General features: G+C 70.7%; 19 protein-coding genes, 1 tRNA gene and 4 pseudogenes. 14 read left to right on the top strand and 10 right to left on the bottom strand.

Annotation, left to right across the window (positions count from 1 at the left end; genetic code table 11):
• Position 1: 1 nt before the first annotated feature.
• On the bottom strand, positions 2-1,225 hold the full coding sequence (locus GA0074692_RS03540) for a low temperature requirement protein A (RefSeq protein ID WP_091639283.1): 1,224 nt from the start codon (positions 1,223-1,225) through the stop codon (positions 2-4).
• A gap of 149 nt (positions 1,226-1,374) precedes the next feature.
• Between GA0074692_RS03540 and GA0074692_RS03545 the strand changes: the two genes are divergently transcribed.
• Both GA0074692_RS03545 and GA0074692_RS03550 read left to right on the top strand, forming a co-directional pair.
• Positions 1,375-2,391 (top strand): LLM class F420-dependent oxidoreductase, encoded by a 1,017-nt coding sequence (locus tag GA0074692_RS03545; protein WP_091639284.1) that lies wholly within the window; start codon positions 1,375-1,377, stop codon positions 2,389-2,391.
• A 74-nt stretch (positions 2,392-2,465) separates the two neighbouring features.
• Positions 2,466-3,260: a CPBP family intramembrane glutamic endopeptidase gene (locus tag GA0074692_RS03550; RefSeq protein WP_141725124.1), complete on the top strand. Its 795-nt coding sequence runs from the start codon at positions 2,466-2,468 to the stop codon at positions 3,258-3,260.
• Between the two features lie 173 nt (positions 3,261-3,433).
• On the opposite strand, the gene GA0074692_RS03555 is transcribed toward GA0074692_RS03550, so the two are convergent.
• The 6 genes and pseudogenes from GA0074692_RS03555 to GA0074692_RS36820 form a co-directional block, all read right to left on the bottom strand.
• A complete protein-coding gene (locus tag GA0074692_RS03555; RefSeq protein WP_091652509.1) occupies positions 3,434-5,659 on the bottom strand; it encodes a transglutaminase TgpA family protein in 2,226 nt (741 codons plus the stop codon).
• Positions 5,660-5,709: 50 nt separating this feature from the next.
• Positions 5,710-6,846: a DUF58 domain-containing protein gene (locus GA0074692_RS03560; protein WP_091639289.1), complete on the bottom strand. Its 1,137-nt coding sequence runs from the start codon at positions 6,844-6,846 to the stop codon at positions 5,710-5,712.
• Between the two features lie 10 nt (positions 6,847-6,856).
• Positions 6,857-7,852, bottom strand: a complete 996-nt coding sequence (locus tag GA0074692_RS03565) for an AAA family ATPase (protein WP_091639291.1) — start codon at positions 7,850-7,852, stop codon at positions 6,857-6,859.
• Between the two features lie 30 nt (positions 7,853-7,882).
• Positions 7,883-10,512 (bottom strand): annotated as a pseudogene (locus GA0074692_RS03570) (fibronectin type III domain-containing protein).
• A 170-nt stretch (positions 10,513-10,682) separates the two neighbouring features.
• Complete coding sequence (locus GA0074692_RS35590; RefSeq protein ID WP_245730593.1) at positions 10,683-11,345, bottom strand: fibronectin type III domain-containing protein; 663 nt, start codon at positions 11,343-11,345, stop codon at positions 10,683-10,685.
• A gap of 1,362 nt (positions 11,346-12,707) precedes the next feature.
• Positions 12,708-12,989: pseudogene (locus tag GA0074692_RS36820) on the bottom strand (hypothetical protein); the annotation flags it as partial.
• A 156-nt stretch (positions 12,990-13,145) separates the two neighbouring features.
• Here GA0074692_RS36820 and GA0074692_RS03585 point away from each other — a divergent pair.
• The 4 genes from GA0074692_RS03585 to GA0074692_RS35600 all read left to right on the top strand — a co-directional run bounded on the left by GA0074692_RS03585 (position 13,146) and on the right by GA0074692_RS35600 (position 14,779).
• Positions 13,146-13,229: transfer RNA gene (locus tag GA0074692_RS03585), tRNA-Leu, on the top strand.
• 203 nt (positions 13,230-13,432) lie between these two features.
• Entirely contained in the window at positions 13,433-13,825 is a 393-nt protein-coding gene (locus GA0074692_RS03590; RefSeq protein ID WP_245730104.1) for an AbrB/MazE/SpoVT family DNA-binding domain-containing protein, read from the top strand.
• Positions 13,822-14,265, top strand: a complete 444-nt coding sequence (locus GA0074692_RS35595; RefSeq protein ID WP_245730105.1) for an integrase — start codon at positions 13,822-13,824, stop codon at positions 14,263-14,265. The genes GA0074692_RS03590 and GA0074692_RS35595 overlap by 4 nt, the downstream gene beginning before the upstream one ends.
• A complete protein-coding gene (locus tag GA0074692_RS35600) occupies positions 14,243-14,779 on the top strand; it encodes a tyrosine-type recombinase/integrase (RefSeq protein WP_245730107.1) in 537 nt (178 codons plus the stop codon). The genes GA0074692_RS35595 and GA0074692_RS35600 overlap by 23 nt, the downstream gene beginning before the upstream one ends.
• Positions 14,780-15,025: 246 nt before the next feature.
• Here GA0074692_RS35600 and GA0074692_RS03605 read toward each other — a convergent pair whose 3' ends face one another.
• The 3 genes from GA0074692_RS03605 to GA0074692_RS36825 are packed head-to-tail and all read right to left on the bottom strand — an operon-like array spanning position 15,026 to position 16,100.
• Positions 15,026-15,631, bottom strand: a complete 606-nt coding sequence (locus tag GA0074692_RS03605; RefSeq protein WP_245730108.1) for a transposase — start codon at positions 15,629-15,631, stop codon at positions 15,026-15,028.
• Positions 15,610-15,783: a helix-turn-helix domain-containing protein gene (locus GA0074692_RS35605; RefSeq protein WP_245730110.1), complete on the bottom strand. Its 174-nt coding sequence runs from the start codon at positions 15,781-15,783 to the stop codon at positions 15,610-15,612. The genes GA0074692_RS03605 and GA0074692_RS35605 overlap by 22 nt, the downstream gene beginning before the upstream one ends.
• Positions 15,771-16,100: a helix-turn-helix domain-containing protein gene (locus GA0074692_RS36825; RefSeq protein WP_245730111.1), complete on the bottom strand. Its 330-nt coding sequence runs from the start codon at positions 16,098-16,100 to the stop codon at positions 15,771-15,773. The genes GA0074692_RS35605 and GA0074692_RS36825 overlap by 13 nt, the downstream gene beginning before the upstream one ends.
• Before the next feature lie 186 nt (positions 16,101-16,286).
• Here GA0074692_RS36825 and GA0074692_RS03615 point away from each other — a divergent pair.
• The 8 genes and pseudogenes from GA0074692_RS03615 to GA0074692_RS03650 all read left to right on the top strand — a co-directional run.
• Positions 16,287-17,582 (top strand): annotated as a pseudogene (locus GA0074692_RS03615) (NF041680 family putative transposase); the annotation flags it as partial.
• 83 nt (positions 17,583-17,665) lie between these two features.
• Complete coding sequence (locus GA0074692_RS03620; RefSeq protein ID WP_141725125.1) at positions 17,666-19,189, top strand: transposase; 1,524 nt, start codon at positions 17,666-17,668, stop codon at positions 19,187-19,189.
• A 377-nt stretch (positions 19,190-19,566) separates the two neighbouring features.
• Positions 19,567-21,555, top strand: a pseudogene (locus GA0074692_RS03630) (RHS repeat-associated core domain-containing protein); the annotation flags it as partial.
• 584 nt (positions 21,556-22,139) lie between these two features.
• Entirely contained in the window at positions 22,140-22,700 is a 561-nt protein-coding gene (locus GA0074692_RS36830; RefSeq protein ID WP_425413324.1) for a DUF6346 domain-containing protein, read from the top strand.
• A 27-nt stretch (positions 22,701-22,727) separates the two neighbouring features.
• Positions 22,728-23,225 carry a hypothetical protein gene (locus GA0074692_RS03635; RefSeq protein ID WP_091639307.1) on the top strand — a complete coding sequence of 166 codons (498 nt, stop codon included), beginning with the start codon at positions 22,728-22,730 and terminating at the stop codon, positions 23,223-23,225.
• A 236-nt stretch (positions 23,226-23,461) separates the two neighbouring features.
• On the top strand, positions 23,462-24,304 hold the full coding sequence (locus GA0074692_RS03640; RefSeq protein WP_091639310.1) for an IS5 family transposase: 843 nt from the start codon (positions 23,462-23,464) through the stop codon (positions 24,302-24,304).
• Positions 24,301-24,720, top strand: coding sequence for a hypothetical protein (locus GA0074692_RS03645; RefSeq protein ID WP_091639312.1), 420 nt, complete (start codon positions 24,301-24,303; stop codon positions 24,718-24,720). The genes GA0074692_RS03640 and GA0074692_RS03645 overlap by 4 nt, the downstream gene beginning before the upstream one ends.
• A gap of 433 nt (positions 24,721-25,153) precedes the next feature.
• The gene (locus GA0074692_RS03650) at positions 25,154-25,486 is read left to right on the top strand and encodes a CU044_2847 family protein (protein ID WP_091639314.1); all 333 of its coding nucleotides are present in this window, start codon (positions 25,154-25,156) and stop codon (positions 25,484-25,486) included.
• Positions 25,487-25,814 lie beyond the last annotated feature (328 nt).

The raw sequence follows: 25,814 nt of genomic DNA on the forward strand, positions 1-25,814 counted from the left end.
TTCAGAACGGGGGAGCGGCGGGTTCGGGCGGGCGGTGATGGGCCCGTCGGGCATCGGCCACCGCCACCGCGAGCAGGACCACCGCCGCAGTCCCGGCGGAGTACAGCAACGGGTGGTGCAGCAGCACCCAGACCGGGGCGACCAGGGCGGCCATGGCGATCCACCGGGACGGGGACACCCGGCCGAACACCTCGTACTCGAACCGGGCCCGGCCGGCGAGGAAGAGCAGCGGCCCGCCGAGGATCAACGCGATCCAGGACGCCTCCGGGTGGTCCAGGGGGTGCTCGATGGCGAGTTCGTAACCGATGGCGGCGGCCACCACCCCGGTCACCATCACCAGGTGCGTGTCGGCGGCCGAGCGGGCGATGGCGGCGGGCTGGGTGGCCATGGCCACCGCCTCGGCCAGGATCCGTCCGGCCCGGTGGAAGTAGATCCGCCAGAGCAGGATCGAGGTCAGCAGCGCGAGGCCGAACGCCGTCGTCCGGGCCGGGGTGAACGACCGGGCGCTGTAGGCCAGACCGCTGAACAGGATCGTCTCCCCGACCGCGATGAGGAAGAACTGCTGGTAGCGCTCGGCCAGGTGCTCGCCGGCCGGCTGCCACCGGTCCAGTCGTGAGCGGCCCAGGCCGGGAACCGGCCAGCCGGTCCGGGCGGCGACGCACTCGATGGCCAGGGCCAGCGTCCACAGGATCACCCGGGGCATGACCGGCAGGAGCGCCCCGACCAGCCAGGGCACCGCCACCACCGCGTACACCACCAGCACGCGCACCTTGAGCTGGCGTAAGTGGTACCGGCGCAGCGCGAGGAACAGGATCAGGGGACGGGAGAGCTGGGCGACGACGTACGCGCCGGCGAACATCAACCCGTAGCTGGTGTACGCCTTGGGGATCGCTACCCCCATTACCATCGCGGCGACCAGCGAGGTGATCACGATCGTCTGCAACCAGAGGTGGTACGGGTCGTACCGACCGATGGTCAACGTCGTGCCCTGCCAGATGGACCAGAGGGCGAGCACGAGCAGCAGGGTCTTTCCACCGCCGGTCACCGGATGCCAACCGGCGCTGCCCCCAGGCTCCAGCGCGAGGTCCTCGAAGGCACGGGCCGAGATCCGGGTGAAGGCGAAGACGAAGACGAGGTCGAAGAAGAGTTCGAGGAACGAGGCGCGTCGGGGGCCGTGCGCCGCCGGCTCGAGCCGGTCGGCGGGCGGGGGGCGCGTCGTGGTCACCTGGCAGTCGTAACATCTCCGTTCCGGCCGCCGGGTCGTTATCGCCGGAAGCCGGGACCGTACGTCATGAGGCGTGGTCGGCGGTCACCCGGGATCTTGCCCGGACCCGGGAGCGGCGGGACGATCATGTGGTGACGAATCGATGGGGAATGACGGTCCCGCTCGCCGGGGTGCCGCTCGCCGACCACGCCGCCGTGTACGCGGCCCTCGACCGGGCGGGGTTCACCGACGTGTGGTCCGCCGAGGTCAACGGCACCGACGCGGTCACGCCGCTGGCGCTCGCCGCCGCCTGGCAACCCCGACTGCGCCTCGGCACGGCGGTGACGCCGGTGTTCACCCGGGGCCCCGGCCTGCTGGCGATGAGCGCGGCGGCGTTGGCGGAGGCCGCGCCCGGACGGTTCAGTCTCGGTATCGGCGCGTCCTCGTCGACCGTGGTACGGGACTGGAACGCGGTGCCCTTCGTCGAGCCGTTCCGGCGTACCCGGGACGTGCTGCGGTTCCTGCGGGCGGCGCTGCGCGGCGAGACGGTCGACGAGGTCTACGACACCTTCACCGTCCGCCGGTTTCGGCTGGAGCGACCGCCCGCCGTGCCGCCGCCGATCCTGCTTGCCGCCCTGCGGCCGGGGATGCTCCGGCTGGCCGCCGCCGAGGCGGACGGGGTGGTCCTCAACTGGCTCGCCGCCGAGGACGTGCCCACCGTCGTCGCGGCCTGCGGCGACCGGCGGCCCGGCTTCGAGGTGGCCGCCCGGATCTTCGTGTGTCCGACCGAGGACGCCGACCATGCCCGTGCCGTCGGCCGACGGCTGATCACCAGCTACCTGACCGTGCCGGCGTACGCGGAGTTCCACCGCTGGCTGGGGCGGGAGCCGGTGCTCGGCGGGATGTGGCGGGCGTGGGCGGCCGGGGACCGACGCGGCGCGGGCGCGGCGGTGCCCGACGAACTGGTCGACGCACTGGTGCTGCACGGCTCACCCGAGGCGTGCCGGGCCGGGGTACGCCGGTACGTCGAGGCCGGTGTCGGCGTGCCGGTGCTGGCGCTGCTGCCCACCCCGGAGCTGACCGCCGGGGGCGCGCCGGCGCTGGCCGCCCTGGTCAGCCGACTCGGCCCCGGACGCCTGACGGGCCCGGGCGGGACGCCACCGGACAGCGGTCAGGGCGGTGTCTGACCACTCAGGCGACATCTCGGCCATGACCTGCGGGTCACGGAACGACGACGGTAGGCTCATGCCGAGGAGTTGCCATGAGTGCCACGCCCGTTCCGCCCAGCACGCCCGCTGATCCTCTTCACGGTGGTGGCCCGAACCGTCTGCCGGACCGTGCGGACTTCCCCCTCTACGACGGGCGGCCGGTGCGCCTGAACGGTGCGCGGTGGGCCGTGCTCATGGGCGCGGTGGTGGTCGCCGCCGCCGCGGACCTGATCGTCGCCCTGCCCGGCCCGCCCTGGCTCAGCGTCGCGGTGCGCGGCGTCCTCTTCTTCGGCATCCCGCTGCTCGTGCTCTCCCGACTGGCCCCGGGGACGCTGTCGTACCTGTTCCAGCCGGTGCGCCCGAAGCACGTGGGCCTCATGGTCGCCTTCGCCGCGATCAATCTGGTGCTGTCCTACGTGATCGCGCTCGTCGTCTCCATCTTCCTGAAGGTCAGCAGCAACCCCAGCAACGAGGTGTTGGCCGGGCTCGACACGGCCGGCCGGGTGGCGTACTTCGCCAGCACCATCCCCCAGTTGATCGGCGAGGAGGTCTTCACCGTCCTGCCGTTCCTGGCGTTCCTCACCCTGGCCACAACGGCGTTGGGCACCGGGCGGCGCACCGGTGTGGTCCTGGCGGTGATCGGCAGCGCGGTGCTGTTCGCGGCCATCCACCTGCCGACCTACGACTGGAACATCGCCCAGTGCCTGCTCATCATCGGCACCGCCCGCGTCGTTCTGCTGATCCCCTATCTGATCACCAAGAATCTGTGGACCTCTGTGGGAGCGCACGTCCTCAGCGACTGGACCCTCTTCGGCCTGGGGCTGCTCACCGCCCACCACACCTCGTGAGCCGCCGCCATTCTGACGAGCCGCCGGCTCCGCTGGTCGGATGAGCAGCCGGCCGTACGGCTCGACGGCGGGCGGCTCGGCGTCCTGTCCCGGATGGTGGGGAGGAGGTTCAGCCGACCTGGCTCAGGAGGCGCTCCAGTTCGGTCAGGCGCTGCCGGACCTGCGCAGGCGGGTCAGGGGCGCCAGCGCAGCGGGCCCGGGTGGACGGGCCAGAGCACCCGCCGCCAGCGGGGCTGGGCCGACCGCAGCTCACGCCCGTAGTCGGTGGCGATCCGTCCGGCGTGCGTGGCCGCGTCATCGTCGGCCCCGTCCGGGGCGAACGTGACCCGGTTGACCAGCGCCGCCAACTCCTCCACCGGGGACGCGGCCGTCGGGGTCGTCGTTTCGTCTTGATCCGGGGTGCCGTCGACCACCAGCCGGCGGGCGTGCGCGGCCACCTCGGTGGCGGCCAGGTCTCCGCCGACCGGCTGCCCGGCGAGCCGCAGCGCGTCGGTCACCTCCCGCCAGGCGCCGGCGATGCGCTGCGCGGGGTCACCCCGACCGAGTCGCCGTCGGGTCAGCGTCCGGCGGGCCGCGACCAGCACCGCCAGTACCGCCGCGACGAGCAGCAGCAGCGCGGCGGAGCCGCCGCCCACCAGCACCGCCACCGGTGTCCCCGTCGACTCCCGGCGCGGCGGGGCGGCCACCGCCGGGGGAGTGGCGGTCGGCTCGACGGTCGGCTCCGGCACCTCCGATGGGGGCGGCTCCTCCGGGGTCGGCCGGAAGTCCTCCTCCACCGGGCGCGGCTCGTCGTCAGGCCGGGGCAGCGGGTCGAAGGCGACCCAACCGAGCCCGTCGAAAAGCACCTCCGGCCAGGCGAACGCGTCGGCGGCCCGCACCGGCCCGCTGCCGGAGGTGCTGAACCCGACCACCACCCGGGTGGGCAGCCCGGTCAACCGACCGAGCACCGCGAACGCGGCCGCGAACTGCTCGGAGGTGCCCCGCTGCCCACCGGCGTTGCGCGGCCCGAACAGGAAGAAGTTCAGGTTCGGGTACGCGTGCCCGCTCGGCGCGTCGGCCACCACCCGGTAGTGCTCGGCGAGGAACTGCTCGATCGCGGCGGCCCGGGCGTACGGGGCGCCGTTCTCCTCGGCGAGCTGGGCGGCGAGGCGGCGCATCGGGTCCGGCACCCCGTCGGCGACCCGCAGCTCCCGGGAGACCGCATCGCCGGCGGGTACGTCGGCGGTGGCGATGAGGTTCAGGTCCGGGCGTTCCCGTACCGAGGTGACCGTGTACCGCAGTCCCGGCGTCAGCCCGTCCGGGCGGATCAGCGTCCCGGTCGCCGGGTCGTACGCCACCCGCGCCCCGTCGACTTCCCGGGGAGTGGCGACGGCCGGCAGCAGCCGTCCACTGAGATCCGCCACGGTGATCTCCTGCCGGACGGTGTCCAACCGGCTGCCCGGAGCGGGCTCGACGGCCGGCAGGACCCGGCCGGCGTTGCGGTAGGTCGCGCCGACCCGCCAGGTCACCCCGTCGTAGTCGCTGAGCACCGCCAGCCGCAGCCGCACCTCGTCCGACCCGGGTTCCGGCGGCCCGGCATCCGCGGCGGGAGCGGCGGTCGGGGACGCGCCGTCGACCGCGACGTCGAGCAGCTTCCGCTCGGGGTTCAGCGCCCACCCGGAGATGCGGATCAGCGGGTTCTCGTCCAGCGTCTCCACCCGGGGCGGCTCCACGTACCGGCGGGGATCCGCCGGGCGGCCGTCGACCTGCCCGGCTACCACCGGCGCCAGCAGAGCCACCAGTCCCACCACCACGGCCAGCCCGGCGGCGGTGGTGACCGTCCGGGTGGTCCGCAGCGCCGTTCGCGCCTCGGTGGTCAGGTCACCGTCCGCTCCCGGCGGCGCGGTCCCGCCCGTGACGGCCAGCCCGATCGCGGCCAGCCCGGCGAACGCCAGCGTCGGCCAGAGCACCGGGTCGGCGTTCGGACCCACCACGTAGACCGCACCGGCGTAGAGCAGCGTCGGCGGCAGAAAGCCCAGCAGCACCCGCCCGGCGCGCAGCGCCACCTCCGCCCCGGCCAGCCCCGCCAGCCAGGTGGCGACCAGCGGCACCAGCACGGTGTCCGGGGTCGGTTCGACCGGGATCATCGCGGTCAGCAGCCGGGCGACGCCGTTGCCGGCGGCGTCCACCACGAGCTGTCCGAGACCGCCCGGCAGGTCGGCCCGCTGGGCCGCCACCCGCAGCGCCAGCGCCGTGTAGCCGGCGAGGGCCAGCACCGACAGCGGTGCGACCAGCCAGGACCGCAGCCGGCGGGCGGCGACGCTGACCAGCACCGACCCGACCGCCGCGCCGAGCAGCAACCGGGTCAGCAGGTCCCCGGCGTACACCCGGCCCAGCGCGATCCCGGCCAGGCCGGTCATCCCGACCAGGACCAGCGGCACCGGCAGCGCCCGCAGCACCCTCAGCGCGGTCACCACCGGCGCACCCCGTCCCACTCGGCGGCGAACGCGGCCCCGTCGGCCGCGTCGATGACCACCAGGCCCGCCCCGTCCGCCGGGGTCGGGTCCGTCGCGCCGAGGACCCCGACCACCACCGACGGGTACGCCCCGCGCAGCGCGCCCACGTGGCCCAACCCGGCCCGCCCGCCCGGCCCGGTGAGGAAGACCAGGGTGTCCCCGGCCCGCTGCTGCCGTAGCCGGGCGGTCGCCTCCGACAGCGACCCCGCGCCGAGCCCGACCGTGGTGAGCCGGTCCATCGGGTACGCGTCCGCGTCGTCGTCGGGCACCACCGTCACCAGGGTCACCGGCAGGTCCTCGCGGAGCGCGGCGGCCACCACGGACGCCGCCGCCTCGCAGCCGACCTCGAAGCTCTCCGCCGTGCCGTCGGCCCGGTCCGGGTGCGCGTCGACCCGGTTGTCCAACAGCACCACGATCCGAGGCAGGCTGGTGTCCACGTTCTCCCGGACCATCAGCTCCCCGACCCGGGCGCTGGTCCGCCAGTGCACCCGCCGCAACTCGTCACCGACCACGTACTCGCGCAGGGAGTCGAAGGTGATCGACCCGTGCGGCACCCCGTCCACCCGGCCGTCCAGGCTGCGTCCCGCCCCGGTGGGTACCGCGCTCACCGGATGGACGCGCGGGTGCACCCACACCGGCACGGTGTCGCCGTACGCGCGGGGCAGCGCGACCAGGCCGAGCGGATCCCGGCGGGTGATCCGCAGTGGACCGACCGGCACCACGCCGCGCCGGGTGGTGGGTACGTCGTAGCTGACCGTCGCGTCCCGGCCGGGGCGCAGCCGCAGCAACGGCACCGGGACCGTCCGGTTCCCGCAGCGTTCCTCGGCGACCAGGTTCGCCGCCCGCAGCCGCCCGGCGTTGCGGACGGTCAACGTCATTCGGGCCGGCTCGCCCCGGCCCACCCGGTCCGGGTCGGCCTGGCGGGTCACCGCCAACCTCGGCCGCCGGGCGGCGACGGCCAGGGCGTAGCCGACGGCGGTGCCGGCCGCCGCGCCCAGCACGGTCAGCTCCGGGTACGCGAAGGTGAAACCGGCGGCCAGCAGCACGACGGCGGCGACGAGCAACCCGGCACCCCGGGCGGTGATCCCCATCCGCGACAGGTCAGGCCCGCGCCGGGACGGTCTGCCCGGACGGCAGCGGCACCGGCACCGAGGCGATCGCCTGCCGCAGCACCTCGGCGGCGTTCACGCCGCGTACCTGCGCGTCGGAGGAGAGCAGCAGCCGGTGGGCGAAGACCGGGCCAGCCAGGGTCTTCAGGTCCTCCGGCATGATCCAGCCCCGCCCGTCGATCAGCGCGTACGCGCAGGCCGCCCGGGTCAGCGCGATCACCCCACGGGGACTGACCCCGACCCGTACGTGCGCGTGGTTCCGGGTGGCTGCGGCGAGCCGGACCGCGTACGCGTACAGCGGTTCGGCGATGTGCACCCGCTGCGCCATGCCGATCAGCTCGGCGATCGTGGCGGTGTCGGTGACCGCAGGAAGCGCCTCCGGCGAACGGAGGGTCGCCCCGCGCAGCACCTCCACCTCCACCGCCTCGTCCGGGTAGCCGACCGACAGCTTCACCAGGAACCGGTCCAGTTGCGCCTCCGGCAGCCGGTACGTGCCGTCCATCTCCACCGGGTTCTGCGTCGCCACCACCAGGAACGGCTGCGGCACCGGATGGCGGACGCCGTCCACGGTGACGGTGCGTTCCTCCATCACCTCCAGCAGCGCCGACTGGGTCTTCGGCGACGCCCGGTTGATCTCGTCGGCGATGACGATGTTCGCGAACACCGGCCCGGGGTGGAACTCGAAACCCCGAGTCGCCTGGTTGAAGATCGTCACCCCGGAGACGTCCGAGGGAAGCAGGTCCGGGGTGAACTGGATGCGCCGCCACTCGCCGGTGACGGTCGCGGCGATCGCCCGGGCCAGGGTGGTCTTGCCCACCCCGGGCACGTCCTCGAGCAGCACGTGCCCCTGGGCGAACAGCGCGGTCAACGCCAACCGCACCACCTGCGGCTTACCCAGCACCACCGAGTTGACGTTCTCGGCGAGCCGGGCGGCCAGCGCGGCGAAGCGCTGCACCTCCTGCTGGGTCAACGGCTGGTGGGTCTTCACGGTCCGGGTGCTCCTTGCCGGCGGGCGCGGTCAGCAGTCGGGGAGAGCAGCGATCTTGTCGCCGCCTTCGAGGTTCAGCCAGGCCCAGGGGATGTAGTTACGGCCCCCGTAGTTGATCCGGACCCACCAGGTGCTCGCCTTCTGGTCGTTGTAGACGTAGGAGTCGACGTGCTCACCCTTGATCTTGCAGTAGGCCTGCCAGCGGGTGCCCGGCTTCGCCCAGCCGGCCTGCCGGCCGTTGTCCTGCCGGGGCACCTCGAACACCTCGTTGCCGTTGCGGCCGTCCACCTCGGCGTCGCAGTAGGTCTGCTGGTCGGGGGCCGAGCCGTTGTTGCAGGTCGCGATCCCGTACATCGGGTCGGTCTTCTGCGTGCTGGTGGCGGTGACCTTCCCGGCCGCGTTGGTCGCGGTCACCGTCACCGGGTACGAGGTGCCCGCCAGCAGACCGCTCACCGTCAACGTGTCGCACGCCCCCGCCGGAGAGGTCTTCCCGCCCGCGCTGGCCGTGCAGGTGGCCTTCCCGCCCCCGGCGTCCACGGTCACCTTCACCGTCACCGAGGTGGTCGTGGCCGACCCGCCGGTGACCGTCACCTTCGGCGGCGCCACGGTCTGCGCGGTGGCGGTCGCCTCCGCGCCCGGTCCGGCCTCGTTGACCGCCCGCACCGTCACCGTCACGTGCTGCCCGTCGCCGAGCCCGTCGACGGTGACCCGGGTGTCGGGCACGTCGCGGCGCTTCCCGCCGACCTCGACCTGGTACGCCGTGACCGGGCGGCCGTTGGCCTCGGCCGGGTCCCACTCCGCCACGATCGTGCCCGGCCGGTCCGGCACCGTCTCCGCCCGCAGCCGCCCCGGACGCTCGGGCGCGGTGAACGGCACCACCGTGTTGCTCACCCCGGACGCCTTCGACCCGGCGCCCCGGTCGTTGACCGCGACGACGGTGAACGCATACTGCCGGCCGTACTCCAGCTCACCGGCCGGCACCACCAGCTCGGTGCCCTTCGACTCACCGGCGGGCGCGTTCGCCCCGGCCGACGCGGCCGTCACCACGTACCGGGTGATCTTCGCGCCCTGGCCGTTCGCAGCCGTCCACCGGACCTGCACCGTGCCGTCCGGACGCTCCCTCGCGGTCACCCCCGCCGGGGCGTCCGGCACCTCCGCCGTCGGCACCACCGGGTTGCTCGTCCGCGCCGGTCCGGCGCCCTTGGCGTTGACCGCGTGCACCCGGAACCGGTACGCCTCCCCGTTGGTCAGCCCGGTGACCTCCACCGCGCGCTGGTTGGCACCGACCTCGACGCGCTGCCCGCCACCCTCCACCACGTAGCGGACGATCGCGGCGCCGTTGGCGGCGGCCGCCTGCCAGCTCACCCGGGCCGACGCGTCACCGGCGGCGGCGGTCACCCCGCGCGGCGCGCTCGGTTTGCCGACCTTCGGCTTCTTCGCTGGGGGAGGAGGTGGGGAGCGGGCGGCGGATCCCCGCCGAGAACGTCGTTGGCGTACTTGTCGACCATGCTGACCTGGTGCTTGTCGTTCACCACCCGGGCGGTCGAGGAGTCCGGCGCGTTGATGAACAGGTGGTTCTCGCGGACTTCCAGCTCCAGCGGACTCTGCGTGCCCCGGCCGGAGATCGTGTCGACCAGCTTCCCGTCGGCGTCGAAGGTGTAGATCACCCCGCCGGTGGAGTCCGGACAGTAGAACCGACCCGCCCACGCCACCGCCGGGCGTAGCCCGTCCCCACTGCCGGGCACGGTGAAATCCTGGACCCGTCCGTCGTCGCCGACCACGTGGACGGTCCGCGCGTCGGGCACGGTCACCGGCACCCGGGAGCCGCTGGTCCGCGTCGGCAACGTGCCCAGCCCGGTCGCCGGCAGCGCCACCCGGCGCACCGTGTCACCGTGCACCGTCACCAGCGCGCCGACCGTACGGTCGAGCACCGCCACCCCGTCGTCCAGCGTGGAGACCACCAGCTCGTGGCTGCCGTCGGCGACGGCGTGGGTGCTCACCTGCTTCGGGCTCAACCCGCCGCCGGCGCTGGCCGTCGTGGCCGGCTGCTCCGGCAGCTCCGCCGGGGTGATCGCCGAGACGGTGCCCTCGCTCGGCACCGCCACCCACAGCCGGCCCTTACCGTCGAAGGACCCACCGGTGATGCCCGGCGGGTAGCGCACCGGCTCACCGACCGGCGCCAGCGACCGCGGGTCGAGCTGCCGCACGATGCCCTGCACGGCGTCCACCACGAACGCCGCGCCCTCGTGCAGCGCCACATTGACGCCGAGGCCAGGGGTGGTCCGGGTGGTGGCGGTGATCTGTAGGGTGGCCAGGTCCAGCGAGCTGACCTGGCCGGTGTTCAGGTCCCGCAGGACCAGCAGCCGGTCGGTCTGGGCGACCTGCATCGGGTGCCGCTTCGCCTGCGGCACCTCCACCCGGGTGTCCACCTTGGCGGTGATCCCGTTGACCCTGGCCAGCTCGCTACGGGCCGTGCTCCACAGCCACGACGAGGCGTCGTAGTTCGCCACCGCGTTGTCGGCGTAGCCCAGGTTGAGCACGGTCAGTCCCATGGCGGCCAGCAGCGCGGTCACCGTGCCCACGGTGACCAGACCGCCGCGCATCCGCGACCGACGTCTGGTGGTCCCGGATCCGCTGCTGGCGTCGTCGGTGGTGGCCACAGCCGGCTGCCTCCCCCTGTGATCGGACTCGCCCGAGCATCGAGCCAGGTGGCGCGCCGTTTCCCGGCGGCCCGCCCGTGAGCCGGGTGCCATCATATGGCCCCGCCGACACGGGGGAAACCCGCACCGTCCGCCTCCGGACACCCTCCGTACGCAGCGAGGATGTCCAATCAGCTTGGTGTCGGGGCCGGTTTGCGGGTGGTGCAGACCTGGCCGGACGTGGCGTACGACTCGGTCGAGTAGACCGCCAGGACGGTGAAGCAGTAGTCCAGCCTCGGGTTCAGCCCGTTGACCGTCCAGCTCGTCCGTCCCGGGTCGAGGCTGGTCATCGCACCCAACTGCCGACCGGCCTGGCCGCCCGCCACCACGAACGGCACCACCCCGCCGGACGGGTCCGTCCAGGTCAACGTGACGCTGGTGCCGTCGTCCCGCAGCCGCAGGTCACCCGGCGGCTCGAAGGTCTCCGCCGGGGTGGGCGCGGTGGTCGTCAACGGCGCGGCCGGATTGGGTGCCGTCCGATCCTGCAACACGTTGACCACCAGCAACGCCGCGCCGGCCAGCACCACCAGGACCACCACCACGGCCACCGCCACCATGACCACCAGCAGCCGCCGACCACCGCGGCGGTCCGGCTCCACCGACGGGTACGCGGGGGAGAGCTCGTCCGGCGGCGGTGGGGACGGCAGCGGCGCGAAGAACTCACCGGCCGGCTCCGCCGACCCGGGGCCGGACTGCCCAAGCGCGTCGGCTGCGGAGCGCCGCAGCGGGTGGAACGGATAACCCGCCGGTGGGTTCACGACCGGCGACGGGGCGGCCCCGAACCGGGCGGTCACCTCGGCCGGCGGGTAGCTCGGTGGGCCGGTCGGGCCTGTCGGGGCAGGTGGAGCCGGAGCGGGTGGAGTCGGGACGTGTGGGGCCTGGGCGGGCGGAGCCGGAGTGGGTGGGGCCAGGGAGGGTGGAGCCGGAGCCGGAGCCGGAGCCGGAGCCGGGGCCGGGGCCGGGGCCGGGGCGGGCCTTCCCGCCGGCGCGATGAGATCCCACGCGGGGGTGCTCACCTGTCCGGCGGCAGCGGCAGCCGACGACCCGCCCGGCGGGACCGGGACGTGCGGGGGCACATCGGACGGTGGCGCACTGACCGGAGCGGCCAGGTGCGGCGGCGCGCTCACCGGGTCCGCGTACGGCGGACCGCTGACCGGTCCCGGGTACGGCGGGCCGCTGACCGAGGGCGCGAACGGCGCACCGCTGACCGGGAGTTCCGGGGGCGCGCTGACCGGGGCGACCCCGCCCGCGTACCCCGGGGGTGCGGATGCCGGCGGCCCACCGTGCGGTGCGCCCACCGGCCGAGGCCCATGATCGGCGGTGCTGATCTGCTGGACCTGCACGGTCGGCTCGTCCCAGTCCTGCGCCGGCACCGGGCGGGTGGTGTCGTTCCCCGGCCCCGGCACTGGGCCCGATGAGGTACGGGACGGCCCGGTCCGGGCGGACGACGTGGCGTTCGATGCCCCACCGGGCGTGGCCTCCGTACCCGTCTGTGGCGGGACCGGTGGACCGGGCGGGACGGCAGGCGCCGTCACCGACGTGGCCGGTGGTGCGACCGGAGCCGACGGCGCGCTGCGGGGCTGCGGTACGGCCCGGCGGGTGGGTTCCGGAGCGGGCGGTACGGGCGGCGACGGAAGCGGCGGTGCCGCCTGGCGCGGGGGCGTGACCGAGGCGGGCGGCTGCTCCGCCCAACTCGCCGGGGGCATCGGTTGCGGCTGCCGAGGTGCCGGGGGAGGAGGTTGCGGGCGCCCGACGCCCACCGGAGCCGGTGCGGCGGCGCCAGGCTGGCGGGGCGCCGGAACGGCCGGCATGGCGACTGTTGGCGCTTCTGGATTCCCAGGAGCCGGAGCGGCAGGCATGGCGACTGTTGGCGTCTCCGGGTTTCCGGGAGCCGGAGCGGCCGGGGCCAGGCCGAGATAGGCACGCGCCGCGCGTACCGCCGGATGGTCGGCCCCGAGGACAGCGGGGCCGGACGTGGCGACGCGCTGGTAGTTGCGACGAGCCTCGTGGCGGTTGCCGAGTTCCTCTGCGACGCCGGCGAGGTCGAACGCGATCGCCATCATCAGCGGGTCGGCGTGCCCCCACCGTCGCTCTCCCGCGGCGAACGCCTCCTCGAGGACCCGCCGTGCGCCGGTCGGGTCGTCGGCCTCCCGGTGCAACCCGGCGAGGAGGTGGGCGGTGCCCAGCAGGTCCGGGTGATCCTCACCCAGACGGGGGCGGGCCGCTTCGACGGTGTCCGCGAGGAGCTGACGGGCGCCGGCGAGGTCGCCCCCGGCGCGCAGGGCAAGGGCCCGGTTCCGGACGGCGGAGAGTGGAGACGGCTGGGACACTCCGTCATGCTGCCGGTAGCCGACCGTGGAACGCCACCCCGGGTGTGCGTCGGCATGCCGAGGATTTCCCGCCGACGCGGGATTCCCATCGACGATTCCGGTCTTCACGCCTCTGAGCTGGGGAAACGTGTCTGCCGGAAGGTGGGGGAAAGGTGATGTGCATGATCGAGTTCGGCGGTGTACAGTAATGCCCCGTGCGGCCCGCCGGGGCAGCCAGAGGGTGGTGAAAAGCCACTCTGGCAGTCGGGTAGGCTGGATGAGCAAGTCCGGGTGGCGGAATGGCAGACGCGCTAGCTTGAGGTGCTAGTGCCCGTATAGGGCGTGGGGGTTCAAGTCCCCCCTCGGACACTCCCGCGTAGCATTCGTGCGACGTTTTGCGGACCGGTGGTTGAGTGGTTTCAACCACCCTCCTTTACTCTCTGTAAGCCCATGGCGGCCCCGCTCACGGGGCGGTGGGCATCATGAGTACCCGTGCTGTCTCCTCCGTGATCCCGGCTGTGGTTCTGCCGGGTCAGCTGAGCGCTGGTCGCGGGCAGTCCTCCGTAGGTGCGATGAAGCGACCGCCCTTGCCGCTGGCGAGGCTTGCCGCCCGTCGCGCGGCGAGCACCGTCTACGGCCTGGCCACCCTCGATTCCCGGGGACGCGTTGCCGATCGGACCGCGATGGGGGCCCTCGGTTGGGCTCCCGGCCGTCGACTCGACATCCGGGAACACGCGGGGCTGATCATCGTGGCCGCCGATCAGCAGGGTGTGTTCGCCGTGACCAAGGAGGGGCACCTGCGGTTGCCGGCGGTGGTCCGGCAGTGGTGTGGGCTCGCTGCCGGCGATCGTGTGTTCCTGGTGGCCGAGCCGGACGCCTCCCGGCTCGTGGTGCATCCACCGGCTGCGCTGGACGCGATGATCGCCCGGGCCCACGCTGCGGCCCTTGGCGGTGATTGCACATGAGTGACACCCCGGCGGGGCGGGCGGAGTTGGATGCCGCGCGGTTGTTGCTGGCGCGGATGGGGATCTCGCCGGCTGATCTTGTGGAGGCGGCGTCGGAGTGTCTACCGGCGCCGACGTTCGCCGAGTACGTGCCGGTCGTGTCGGCGGCTGTGACCGCGGGTACGAGGCGGGCGTACGGCTCGTACTGGAATCGGGTCCTGGAGCACTGGGGACAGCGACGGTTGGACGAGCCGACACCGTCAGAGATCGAGCAGTTGGCGGAGTACGTCAAGACGCATGTGGTGGCCCGGCGCAACGCCCGTGGCGGGCGTAGCGCGGCGGAGCATCTGATCGCGGCGTTGCGGTGCCTGTACAGGCGGGCGGTTGCCGAGCACCCGCCGGGCGGTGGCGGACAGCCGGTTGGCGGAGATCAACGCCGTGGCTGCCAGTACGGGCGATGACCCGGCGTTGGACAGTCTGTTGCTGCGGCTGCACACCGAGACGGCGTGCCGCCGTGGCGGGGCGCTGGCGTTGCGCCCGGTCGACCTCGATCCGGACCAGTGCCTGATTCTGTTGCGGGAGAAGGGGGACACGGTGCGGTGGCAGCCGGTGTCACCGACACTGATGAGACACCTGCAGCGGCATGCCGAGGAGCGGCACGCCACGGGAACGGGCCAGTTGTTGCGGTACCGGAACGGGCAGCCGATCACGTACCGCCGCTACGACCACCTGTGGGTTCGTATCGGTGAGCACCTGCCGTGGGTGTACGCGCAGCAGATCAGCACCCACTGGCTACGGCACACGACGCTGACGTGGGTGGAGCGGAACTTCGGCTACGCGGTGGCCCGCGGCTACGCCGGTCACTCAGGCAACGGCGGCGACGCCGGAACCACCGCCACCTACGTCCGCGCAACCGTCCACGAGGTAGCCGCCGCGCTGGCGGCACTCACCGGTGAGCCACATCCACTGACATAACGGGCATTGGGGCGGGCTCTGGTCTAAGCGGGACTGGGTCCGCCTCAACGATTGGAGCGAGATCCGCATTTGGCGGATCGCTCACCCTAGAACGCACATCGTCACCGGCGCACTCGGCGTGCTTCTCGCGGTTCATCGTTACCGCAGCCAGCACGACAGCAGGGGCTGTTGCCATCTGTTCAGAGGTGATGAGCGACGTTGCCAGGTAGCTACGGGACCACGAGGACAGCTACAGATCTTGAATGGTCAGGTTGTGTCGGGTTCGAGGGTCAGTCCGGTATGTGCGAGGAAGCTGTCGATTAGGTCGGTGCGGTACTGGATGCTCTTGAGTCGGTTCTTGATGATCGCGAGAAGGTGGTCGACGCCGGTGACGGCGAGGTTGCCGATGCTGCGTTTCAGGTGGGACCACACTGCCTCGGTCGGGTTCAGGTCCGGGGCGTAGGCCGGTAGCCGGATGACGGTCAGCCAGTCCCGGGCGTCGATCATCTGCCGCATGGCGGCGGAGACGTGGGTGTTCAGGTTGTCCCAGACGCACACGATCGGTCCGCCGAGCTGCTGGTGAGCGGCGTCGAGCAGGGCGATGTAGTCGCGTTCGCTGAAGCTGCGTCGTTCGTTCTTGCGGCCGCGATGGGTGATCGTGCGGTAGATCAGCCGGGATCGTTCGCCGGGCCGGTAACAGGTCAGCCCGGCGATCGAGACGCGGCCGGAGCCCTTGCCCGAGATCGGGACCACGGGGGTGTGCCCGCGTCGTCCCCAGGTGCGTGCCTTCGGTGGGCGCAGCGTCTGACCGGCCTCGTCCTCGAAGACCAGCCACGCCTGCCGCTGCGCCGCTACCGTTTTCCCGCCGGCCACGTCTCCTTGCGCCAGGTGGTGACCGCGGCTTCGTCACGCTCGACCGCACGATGCTTGGGGACCTGCACCGACCAGCCCAGCCGGTACATGATGTTCGCCGTGCCGCGCAGCGTGTACCGGGTGTGAAACTTCCGGGCGATCAGGTCCGACACTCGGGCCAGGGTCCATCGCTGATCGGCACCGAACCCGTGTGCCGCCGGGCCCTCGTCCGAGGCGTCGGCCAGCCGTCGCAGCCGGCCCTCATCCAGGCGGCACCGAGACCCGCCGGGCCCTTTCGAGGCCAGGGCCTGCTCACCGCCGGCCTTCCACGTTTACGCCATCCGTACACCGCGGTCTGCGACACCCGCAGCCTGCGCGCGATCTCCGGCACCGACACATCCTGGGCAAACCACCCGGCCGCCTGCCGCCGTACCGCCTCACGCTTCGCCCGCCCCCGCGCGGACAACCCACCTCCATCGGGATACCTCATCCCATCGATCTACCCCAGCCCACACCCGTCACACCAGACCACATCGGACGAACCTGGCCATTCAAGATCTGTAACTTGATCTTTAACGTCGGCGGTTCGGTTGGTGGTCCCGGTCGGTCATGACGACAGCCCTTGGTTGATCATTCTTCTTGTCTAGGGAAGAGATCAACAACCAAGGGCTGTCTAGTGGTCAGTGTGCATGATCCGGTTCGGGGCAGGGCGTTCGGGGACCTGCGGCAGTTCCGTCAAGAGTTCTACTCCTGCCTGATCTCGCGGGCCGACGCCATGTTCGAGCTGACCGACGCGGCCCTGTGCGCCGACGGTCCCGTCCGGTCGCTGGCCGAGCTTTCACTGGTCGGTGAGCACCGCCGTGGGCACGGCTCGTCGTATGCGGCGGTGGTCGACGGCCGGATCGACGTCAAACGGCTCCGGACCGCGCTGGCCACGGTCCCGTTACCGCGGGCGGCGGACGGGCGGTTGGTCCTGGCCGTCGACATCACATGCTGGCTGCGGCCGGAGGCACAGACGTCGCCGGAGCGGATCCTGTGTCACACCCGCGGCCGGGAAAAAGGCCAGGCCATCATGATTCCTGGCTGGCCCTACTCCATGATCGCCGCACTGGAACCCGGCCGCAGTTCATGGACCGCGCCGTTGGACTTCCAACGCCTGGCCCCCGGCGACGACGCCGCCACGGTCACCGCCACCCAGCTCCGGCATCTTCTGGACCGGCTCATCACCGCCGGACAGTGGCAGCAAGGACATCCGGACATTCTGGTGATTGCCGATGCCGGCTACGACGGTCCCCGACTGGCGTGGCTCCTGCGCGACCTGCCGGTGCAGGTGCTCACCCGCCTGCGCTCGGACCGGGTCCTACGACGGGCGACACCACCACGTGATTCCCACTTCGTCGGCCGGCCGCCGCGTCACGGCGGCGAGTTCCTCTTCGCCGACCCCACCAGTTGGGGTGACCCGGACGTGGCCACCACGACCCAGACCCGCCTCTACGGCACCGCCACTGTCAAAGCCTGGGACCGTCTCCATCCCCGGTTGACCCGCCGCGCCGCCTGGACCGGATCCGGTGACCTGCCCATTATCGCTGGAACCGTCATCCACCTGAAGGTCGACAAGCTCCGGTCCGGCGCCACCCCGAAACCGGTGTGGCTCTGGTGGTCCGGCGTCCACGCCACCGACACCACCAGCCCGGCCGACGTCGACCGGCTGTGGCAGGCATTCCTGCGCCGCTTCGACATCGAGCACACCTTCCGCATGCTCAAACAGACCCTCGGCTGGACCTGCCCGAAAGTCCGCAGCCCCGCCACCGCCGACCGGTGGACCTGGCTCATCCTCGCCGCCTACACCCAGCTCCGCCTCGCCCGCCCACTCGCCGCCAACCTGCGCCGCCCCTGGGAGAAACCAGCCGCGCCTGACCGACTCACCCCAGCCCGGATCCGCAGAGACTTCCGGCACCTACGCACGAAGACCGTGAGCCTGTCGCACAGCTTTCGATCTTGAGTTGTCAAGAGTTGTTGCTGTGGTTTGTCCATGATGGTCGATCATGTCGTGCCGTGGCATACAACTTCATCTCCTGCTCGGACGGCTCGTTCTTGCCCCGGCAGGACCTGCGCGGGTGGCTGCCGCCGCAGCATCTTTGCTGGCAGGTCCTGAAGGTCGTCGGTGAGCTCGACCTGTCGGAGTTCCTGCGGAGCTACCGCGCCGATGGCCAGGGCGCGGCGGCGTATCCACCGCAGGTGCTGCTGGCCTTGGTGTTGTACTGCTACTGCAAGGGCGTGCGCTCGTCGCGCAGGATCGAGGCGGCGTGCCTCGACGATGTGGGCTGCCGGATCATCACCGGCAACCAGCACATCGACCATGCCACCGTCGCGCGTTTTCTGCGCCGTCATCGTGACGGTATGAAGGCGCTGTTCGTGCAGGTCCTGGCGCTTTGCGCCCAGCGTGGGCTGGTGGACCTGGCCGCGGTGGCGGTGGACGGTTCACCGATGCAGGCCGCCGCCGCCCGCTCCACCAACCGCAGCCTCCACGCGCTGGAGACCATGATCGCCGATGGCGAAGCCGAGGTTGACCAGTTGATGGGTGACATGGACGCCCCAGCAGCCGCCGAAGACAGCACCTGGCACACCGCCGCCGGCAGCTGCCTGCGGCGGCTGTCTCGACTCGGCGACCGCCTGGCGCGAGCCCGAATGGCCCGGGACAAGCTGCATGAACGCGTGCTGCCCTCGGCCGGCGAGATCCGGATCAAGGTCGAGGCCGCCGAGCGGATGGTGGCCAGGGCCGTCCAGCGCCTCGCCGACGTCACCGCCGCCCAGCAGCAGCGGCTGGCCGACTACGCCCGCCGGAGCCTGCAGGACCAGGCCGCGGGACGGCGGCGCGCCACCGGGCGCCCACCAGTTGCGATCGAGGCCAAGACCAAGGTCGTCCGGCAGCAGGCCCGGCTGGCCAGGGCGCAGGCCGGGCTGCACCATGCGCTCAACCCTCGGCCAATCCCGTCTGCGGCTGCCAGGGCATCACTCACCGATCCGGCGTCGCGGCTCATGCTCGGCAAGCACGGCGGCTACGTGCAGGGCTACAACGTGCAGATCGCCTGCTCCCGCAACCAGATCCTCCTCGCGATCGAGCTGCACGACAATCCGTCCGACACCACTGCCCTGGTTCCGGTCATCAGACGCGCTCAGCACAACTGCGCGACCGCAGGCCTCACCGCCGATGTCGAGGCGTGGCTGGCCGACAGCGGATACGCCAGCACCGCGAACTTCACCGCCCTGGCAGACCTTCCGCTGCTCGTGTCGCTCACCAAGGAGTACGACCAGACCAGGGCCACCACGCCACGCAGCCAGGACGTCCCCGCCGGCCACCGCGACATGGCAGCCCGACTGGCATCCACCGAAGGCAAGCAGCTCTACGCCCGCCGCGGCGCCCTCGTCGAACCCGGCTTCGCCCAACTCTTCCAACGGTTCGGACGCCGCCTGCACCACCGCGGCACCAGCGACGTCGACGCCGAGATCAAACTGCTCGGCATCGTGCACAACCTGAACAAGATCTTTCGTCACGACGCCAGACCGAAGGCCGCTTGACAACTCAAGATCGAAAGCTGTGCGACAGGCTCCCGTCTGCCCCGCAGCAGCACCGAAACCCACCCGACCAGGACCCGGACGCCCTGCCGGACAACGCAACCAACGACCCGCCACACGCCACGACGTCCACATCGTCACGGCCGCAGCCAGCACGAACACATCGAAGAAAAACGCAACAACAGCCAAGCCTCGACCCCGACGACGAGGTTAAAGATCAAGTTAGACGGTTCGACGTTGCGGCGGCAGGACGGAGTGCCGTAGGGATGTACCGCCTCGATGCGGGCGGCCAGCAGCGCGGCGGCGTCCTCGTCCCGGCCCGCGCCCTCGGCGATGTCAACCAGGGCAGCGGCGAGGAACCAGTCCTCGATATGCGGGCGGAGTACGACGCCAAGGGCCGGCTGTGGCGTGCCACCGACCCGGACAAGGGCGTGACGACCAGCACCTTCAACGACGCCGACGAGCTGGTCACCACGGCCGACGCGCGGGGCGAGGTGCTTTGGCACGGCTACGACGTGCTCGGACGGAAGAAGGAACTGCGCGACGACTCGGCCACCGGTGCGCTGCGCACGGAGTGGAGGTACGACACCCTCTACACCGGCCAGACCGGATTCCAGGGCCACCTGACCCAGGCTGTCCGCTACGAGCCGGCCGGCTCCACCAACGCGTACCGGTGGCAGGTGCGCAGCTTCGACGAGCGCTACCAGCCCAAGGGCGTCAACTACGTCATCCCCGCCAACGAAACCGGCCTGAACGGCACCTACATCTACACCTACGGCTACTCGGCCGCGACCGGCGCCCCCACGTCGATCTCGTACCCCGCGGCTGGTGGCCTGGTCACCGAGGAACTGACCACCGACTACGACGCCACCACCGGCATGCCCGTACGGCTGGACACCAGCCTCACCGGCTTCGCCGGCACGATGGCCACCGCCACCTACACCGCCTACGGCGAGCGCAGCGGCTCGATCTACCGCATGCCCGGCGGGGTCTACACCCAGGACGCCGTCTACCGCGACGAGGCGACTCGCCGTATCACCCGCACCACCGTGCAGCGGGAGACCGTCACCGGCACCCTCTCCGACCGCAACTACACCTACGACCACAGCGGCGGCATCACCTCGATCGAGGAGAAGCCTCAGGTCGGCCAGGCCGACATCCAGTGTTTCCGGCAGGACCTCCTCGGCCGGCTCACCAGCGCTTGGACACCCGAGGCCGGGGTGACCTGCCAGACCGACCCGACGGTCGCCAACCTGGGCGGCCCGGCACCGTACTGGCACGACTGGACGTTCAACAGCACCGCCTCGCGGCTCACCGAGACCAGCCACACCGCGGGCGGCGACACCACCCGCACGTACGCCGTGCCCACCGGCGGCCAAGGCGTTGTGCGACCGCACGCCGTCACGGCCATGACCACCCAGGCACCCGGCCAGAGCAACGTCGTCACCAACTACGCCTACGACGCCGCAGGCAACACCACCTGCCGGCCGACCGGCGCCGCCGCGAACAACTGCGGCACCGGCATCAACAGCCAGACCCTCGGCTGGGACGCCGAGGGCAAGCTCGCCACAGTCTCGGCCGGCGGCCAGACCGTCGAGACCAACATCTACGACGCGGACGGCACCCGCATCATCCGCCGTGACAGTACCGGCACGACCCTCTACCTGCCCGGACAGGAGATCCGCCGGGAGGGCACGGTCAACACCGGCACCCGCTACTACAGCTTCGCCGGCAACGTCTGCGCCAGCCGCAAGGGCAGTTCCGCGACCACCGACCTGACCTGGCTCTACGACGACCACCAGGGCACCCAACAGATTGCCGTCAACGCCGGCACCCAGGCCGTCACCATCCGGCGCCAGACACCGTACGGAGCACCACGTGGATCGAACCCCACCTGGGTCAACAACAAGGGGTTCGTCGGCGGCGACATCGACCCCACCGGCCTGACCAACGTCGGCGCCCGGCAGTACGACCAGATCCTCGGTCGGTTCATCTCGGTCGACCCGGTCCTCAAGGCGGACGACCCCGACCAGTACAACGCCTACCAGTACGGCGGGAACAACCCCGTCGACAACGCTGACCCCACCGGCCTGTACTTCACCGAGAACAGCGAGGACACCGGGGACCGCGCCTACGTCACCACCAGTTCCACCGGAGAGAAGAAGACTAAGATCGTCAAGAAGTACGTTCCCCCGGCTTGCGGATACGTCTGTCAGCAGCAGCGCGAAGAGTTCCGGCAGGCAAGCAACGAACGCGCGGAGGCAGCACGCAAGCAGCGTGCCGAAGCAGCGCGCAAGCAGCGGGAATGCCAGGCCAGCTTCTGGTGCCGGACCAAAGATGCCGCATCCGGAGTAGCATCCGACACGCTGGACTGGGCGAAGGACAATGCCGACATCGTCGGATTGGGGGCAACGATCCTCGTGACGGTGGGGTGCTCGGCCCTCACGCTCGGCGTAGGAAGCGTGGGGTGCGCATTGATCGGCGGCGCCGTCGGTGGTGGTTTGACCGCAGGGCTGAAGGGAGGGGGCGTCGGTGACGTCCTCCTAGGGGCAGGGACCGGTGCATTGTTCGGAGCGGTTGGTGGCGTCGCTGGGAAGGCCGCCGGCACCGGACTCGCGCGCGGCGCAATGAACCTACGTGGTGGGGCTGGTAAAGCGATCGACGAATCCTGGAAGGGTGTTAAGGACGTTTTCGGGGAGCTGGCCCCGCGCGCTCAGATCGGCGTGTTTACCAGGGAGGGATTCCGGGGAGTTGCTCAAGCTCGTTCAGCCCTGAGGACTATGGCGCCGACCAAGCAGGGGTTCTGGGCTAAAAACGCCCGCGACAACTTCCCGGGGGCGGTAGGTGCTGGAATAGTCAGTACGGCTCTTCCGTCCAGCTTCACAGAGCTCGGGGGAGCCAACGGTGGTATAAACGCGTTCCTAACAGGCCTCGTCTAAAGTGGAGATCGGCTGTGACTGCTATCCGGCGTTCCGCCCGCATCGTCGGTGTTGTCAAAATTCTCGCGATCAGTGCGCTGATCGCAGTCACAGCTGCTACAGTTTCGTTCGGGATTAGGACGGTCGGAAGTTCCTACAGCGGCACCGGGTTGGGGATCGCTGAGAACCGGATGAGCGGTCTCGCCACTCCAAAATCCTGCTGGGATGTGGGTCCGATATCGTCGTATGGGTTCGGCTATTGGTGGTCTTGTGCTGCGCAGGTGAGAATGAGCGACGGAAGGGTTCTCGACATCGAGACCGATGCGTCGACACTCCGTCCTGGCGAGCGCGATGTGCCGATGGTGGAGTCCTGCCAGAAGAGCCGCCCTTCTAAGTGCGTGTACACGCAGCCGGGAAACTTTGCTCTCGCTCTCGGTGTGCGACTACTTCGCGCGGTCTCGGCTCTGGTGACCGTCATTGGTGCGGTAGTAGCGGGTGCCGTGTTGGTTTCCGCACTGCGAGGCCGCCGTCGTTATGGCGGCTTGGCTGAATCGGGCCACTCGGGCGATGTTTCGAACTCGGACCCTATTGGATAACCGGATCGTCGGCTGTCGGGAGAGTAAATGCAGGCCAGTGTCAGTGAGGCAATCGAGGGCAGGCTGATCGAGGATGGTTGCGAGGTAAGTAAGGAACAGTTTCAGGGTGAGACTGTAACGTTTGGCTATACGTCTGAGTTCAGATGGCTATCCCGGGTCCATGTGCTCGTTGCTGTCGCGAACAGGCAGACGGTGACCGAGGCGGATGTCCGTGATTTCACCATCGAGGTGTTGAGGGCGGCCGACGGTATGGGCCTGCGGAGGGGACTTCAGTCGGGGGTTCTGGTGATGCCGGTGTTGGTGGCTTCTGGAATCGTAGGCGAGATACCAGCCATGATGGACCGGCCTTATCGCCTCGGCATCGCTGGCTTCGCCGCACTGGCCCAGCCCGCCGCCGTAGATGCGGACACCGGTCAGGTCTTCACGTATCGCGGGGGCCGGGTCATGGGCTACGTCTACGCCAAGCTGATTCGCGATAAGGTCCAGACCTATCTTACTGACCTGGCGAGCCCTTCTTTGCCCTGAGCCGACGCCGCAGAGTGGGCCCCGCAAGGGCCGCGACCGTGGGGGCGGTGTAGATCTCCCGCAGGGCGGGGGTGATCTTCTGCCAGTCCTTACGGTTGGTGTACCGCAGTGACGTCCGGACGAGGTGGAGCCGTCAGAGGGCGGTTCGGTAGCTTTCGTCCATTGTGGGTTTGGCATGGCATGTGAATGTGAGCCGTGGTCGTAGCCGGTGAGGCCATCGCGGCGTTGGGCTGTCCATGGGTGAGCGGGCGGCGTATCCGAGCGACCTGACCGATGAGCAGTGGGCGGTGGTCGGAGCGTTCCTGCAGGCGTGGAAGGACCGACACCCGTCGGTGTCCGGGCATCAGGGCCGTTACGAGCTGCGGGAGATCGTGAACGCGATCTTCTACCAGAACCGGACCGGTTGTCAGTGGGCGTACCTGCCGCACGACCTGCCGCCGAAGTCTGCCACGTACTACTACTTCGCTCTGTGGCGTGATGATGGCACCGACCAGGTGATTCATGATCTGCTGCGCTGTCAGGCGCGGGAGAGGGCCGGCCGCCAGGAGGATCCGACCGCGGTGGTGTTGGACACCCAGTCGATCCGGGCCGCCAACCATGTCCCGGCCGCGACGACCGGCAAGGACGCCGCGAAGAAGGTCCCGGGCCGTAAACGGGGCCTCGCGGTGGACGCCCTGGGGCTGATCATCGCGGTCGTGGTCACCGCCGCGTCGGTCACCGACAACGCGATCGGCGTGAAGCTGCTGGACAACGTCGTGGCGCACACCCCGACGGTGACCAAGGCGTGGGTGGACGCCGGGTTCAAAGACGACGTGCAGATTCACGGCGCGGTGAACGGTATCGACGTCGAGCAGGTCAAACGGTTCGACACCACGGCCGGGTTCGTGCCGATCGCCCGCCGGTGGGTGGTGGAGCAGACCAACGGCACGCTGATGCTGCACCGCCGGCTGGTGCGCGAGTACTCGAGCCGACCCGCCTCGGCGGTGTCACGCACCTGGTGGGCCTCGACGGCGAACCTCATCCGCCGGCTGACCGGCACCACCACGCCGTCCTGGCGCGACCCAGGCCACCAGCGGTGACCCCGCCGACGCTGCTGAACCTGCTCACCGAACGCGAGACCGCCGCCGGCATCACCGTCGATCGGCTCCGCGAGCAGATCGCCACCCTCACCGACCAGCTCACCGCAGCCGAGACCGAGCTGACCGAACTCGCCATCACCCGCAAGACGCTGCTCAGCCTGATCGGCCACGCCGACCCGACGTCACCCGCTGACGCGACCGTCGCCAGCCCGGCATACCAGCAGATCCTCGCCGTGTTCCACGGCGGCACCGCGCCGATGCGCGCCAAGGACATCTGCCACACCCTCGGCACCGGCACCACCGCCAAGGACACCGAGAATCTCCGCGCCAAGCTCAAACGCCTCGTCGCCCGCCAGATCCTGACCGAACCCGAGGCCGGCCTGTTCACCCTCGCATCGCCATCGCCATCCGCGTAGCACCACGAGCAGGACCTCTACCCCGCGGCCAAACCCACAACGGATATGCCCTTCCGAACCACCCCCTCACGAGTTGGTGCCCTTCGGGTAGCTGCGGCCGGGTCGCCGGAAACACCGCTGGCGAGAGAGCCCGGCGGCTGCCGGTAGTGCGCCGCGCATGTTTGCGTTTCTTGATGCAAGTGACAGATAGCCGTCAGTAGTACGCCTTGACTACCGGGCGGGATACGCCGGCTCTGGAGGGCTTGCCGCTCCCCGAAGCGCATCTTTGGGCCCTGTTGGGCCAGCTCAAGTGCGATCACGTACGGGCGGCCGAGGGGGGCGACTTCGTAACTTCGACGAGGGCGCGCCTAATGGACATACGCGGCTAGGGATGAGTTACAACTAGCATCGATATATAGTCATTGATTGCGGACAGATTAGAAGGGGGCGTCTCGTGGCGAGCCTGGCTCAGATTCGGTTAGAAGATGGCGGCTGGATCCTGGTGGAGGCAGCAGAGGTAACCGATGGGCCTGTGAAGGCCGGACGAATCGGCGAAGCGATCCGCGAGTTGCCAACTAGTTTGCAGGCGGCGTTGGCGCCGGTGACGGGCGCGGCCCGGACCATATTGGACCAGCTACGTAAGGCCGGCCCGTCCGAGGTTGAGGTGGAGTTCGGGGTCAACCTGGCTATGCAGACCGGGGCAGTGATCACCATGAGTGAGACCGCCTGTCATCTGACGGTGAGGCTGACCTGGCACAACGACGAGGCCGACCAGAACCCTCGCTGAGCGGCGGCTATGGACACGGTAGAAGCAACCCCCGCCAGCGGGTCAGATTCGGGGCGCGCCGGTGCGGTCGCCCAAGTCCTCGACGCCGAGGGCACGGTGGCTGGGGCGGGGTTCCTGGTTGGGGCGGGGCTGCTGGTCACCTGCGCACACGTGGTGGTAGACGCCGGGGGCGGCCCAGGCAAGCGACTGCGGCTGGCCTTCCCCTGTCTGGATGGTGCGCCGCAGGTGGCCGGGCAGGTGTTGGCGCAGTCTTGGCGGGCACCAGAGGCTGAGGATGTCGCGGTTGTGCGGTTGGACTCCGTGCCGACAGACGCCCAAGTGCTGGGAT

This window comes from Micromonospora pallida, assembly GCF_900090325.1.
In the GTDB taxonomy this organism is placed as follows: domain Bacteria; phylum Actinomycetota; class Actinomycetes; order Mycobacteriales; family Micromonosporaceae; genus Micromonospora; species Micromonospora pallida.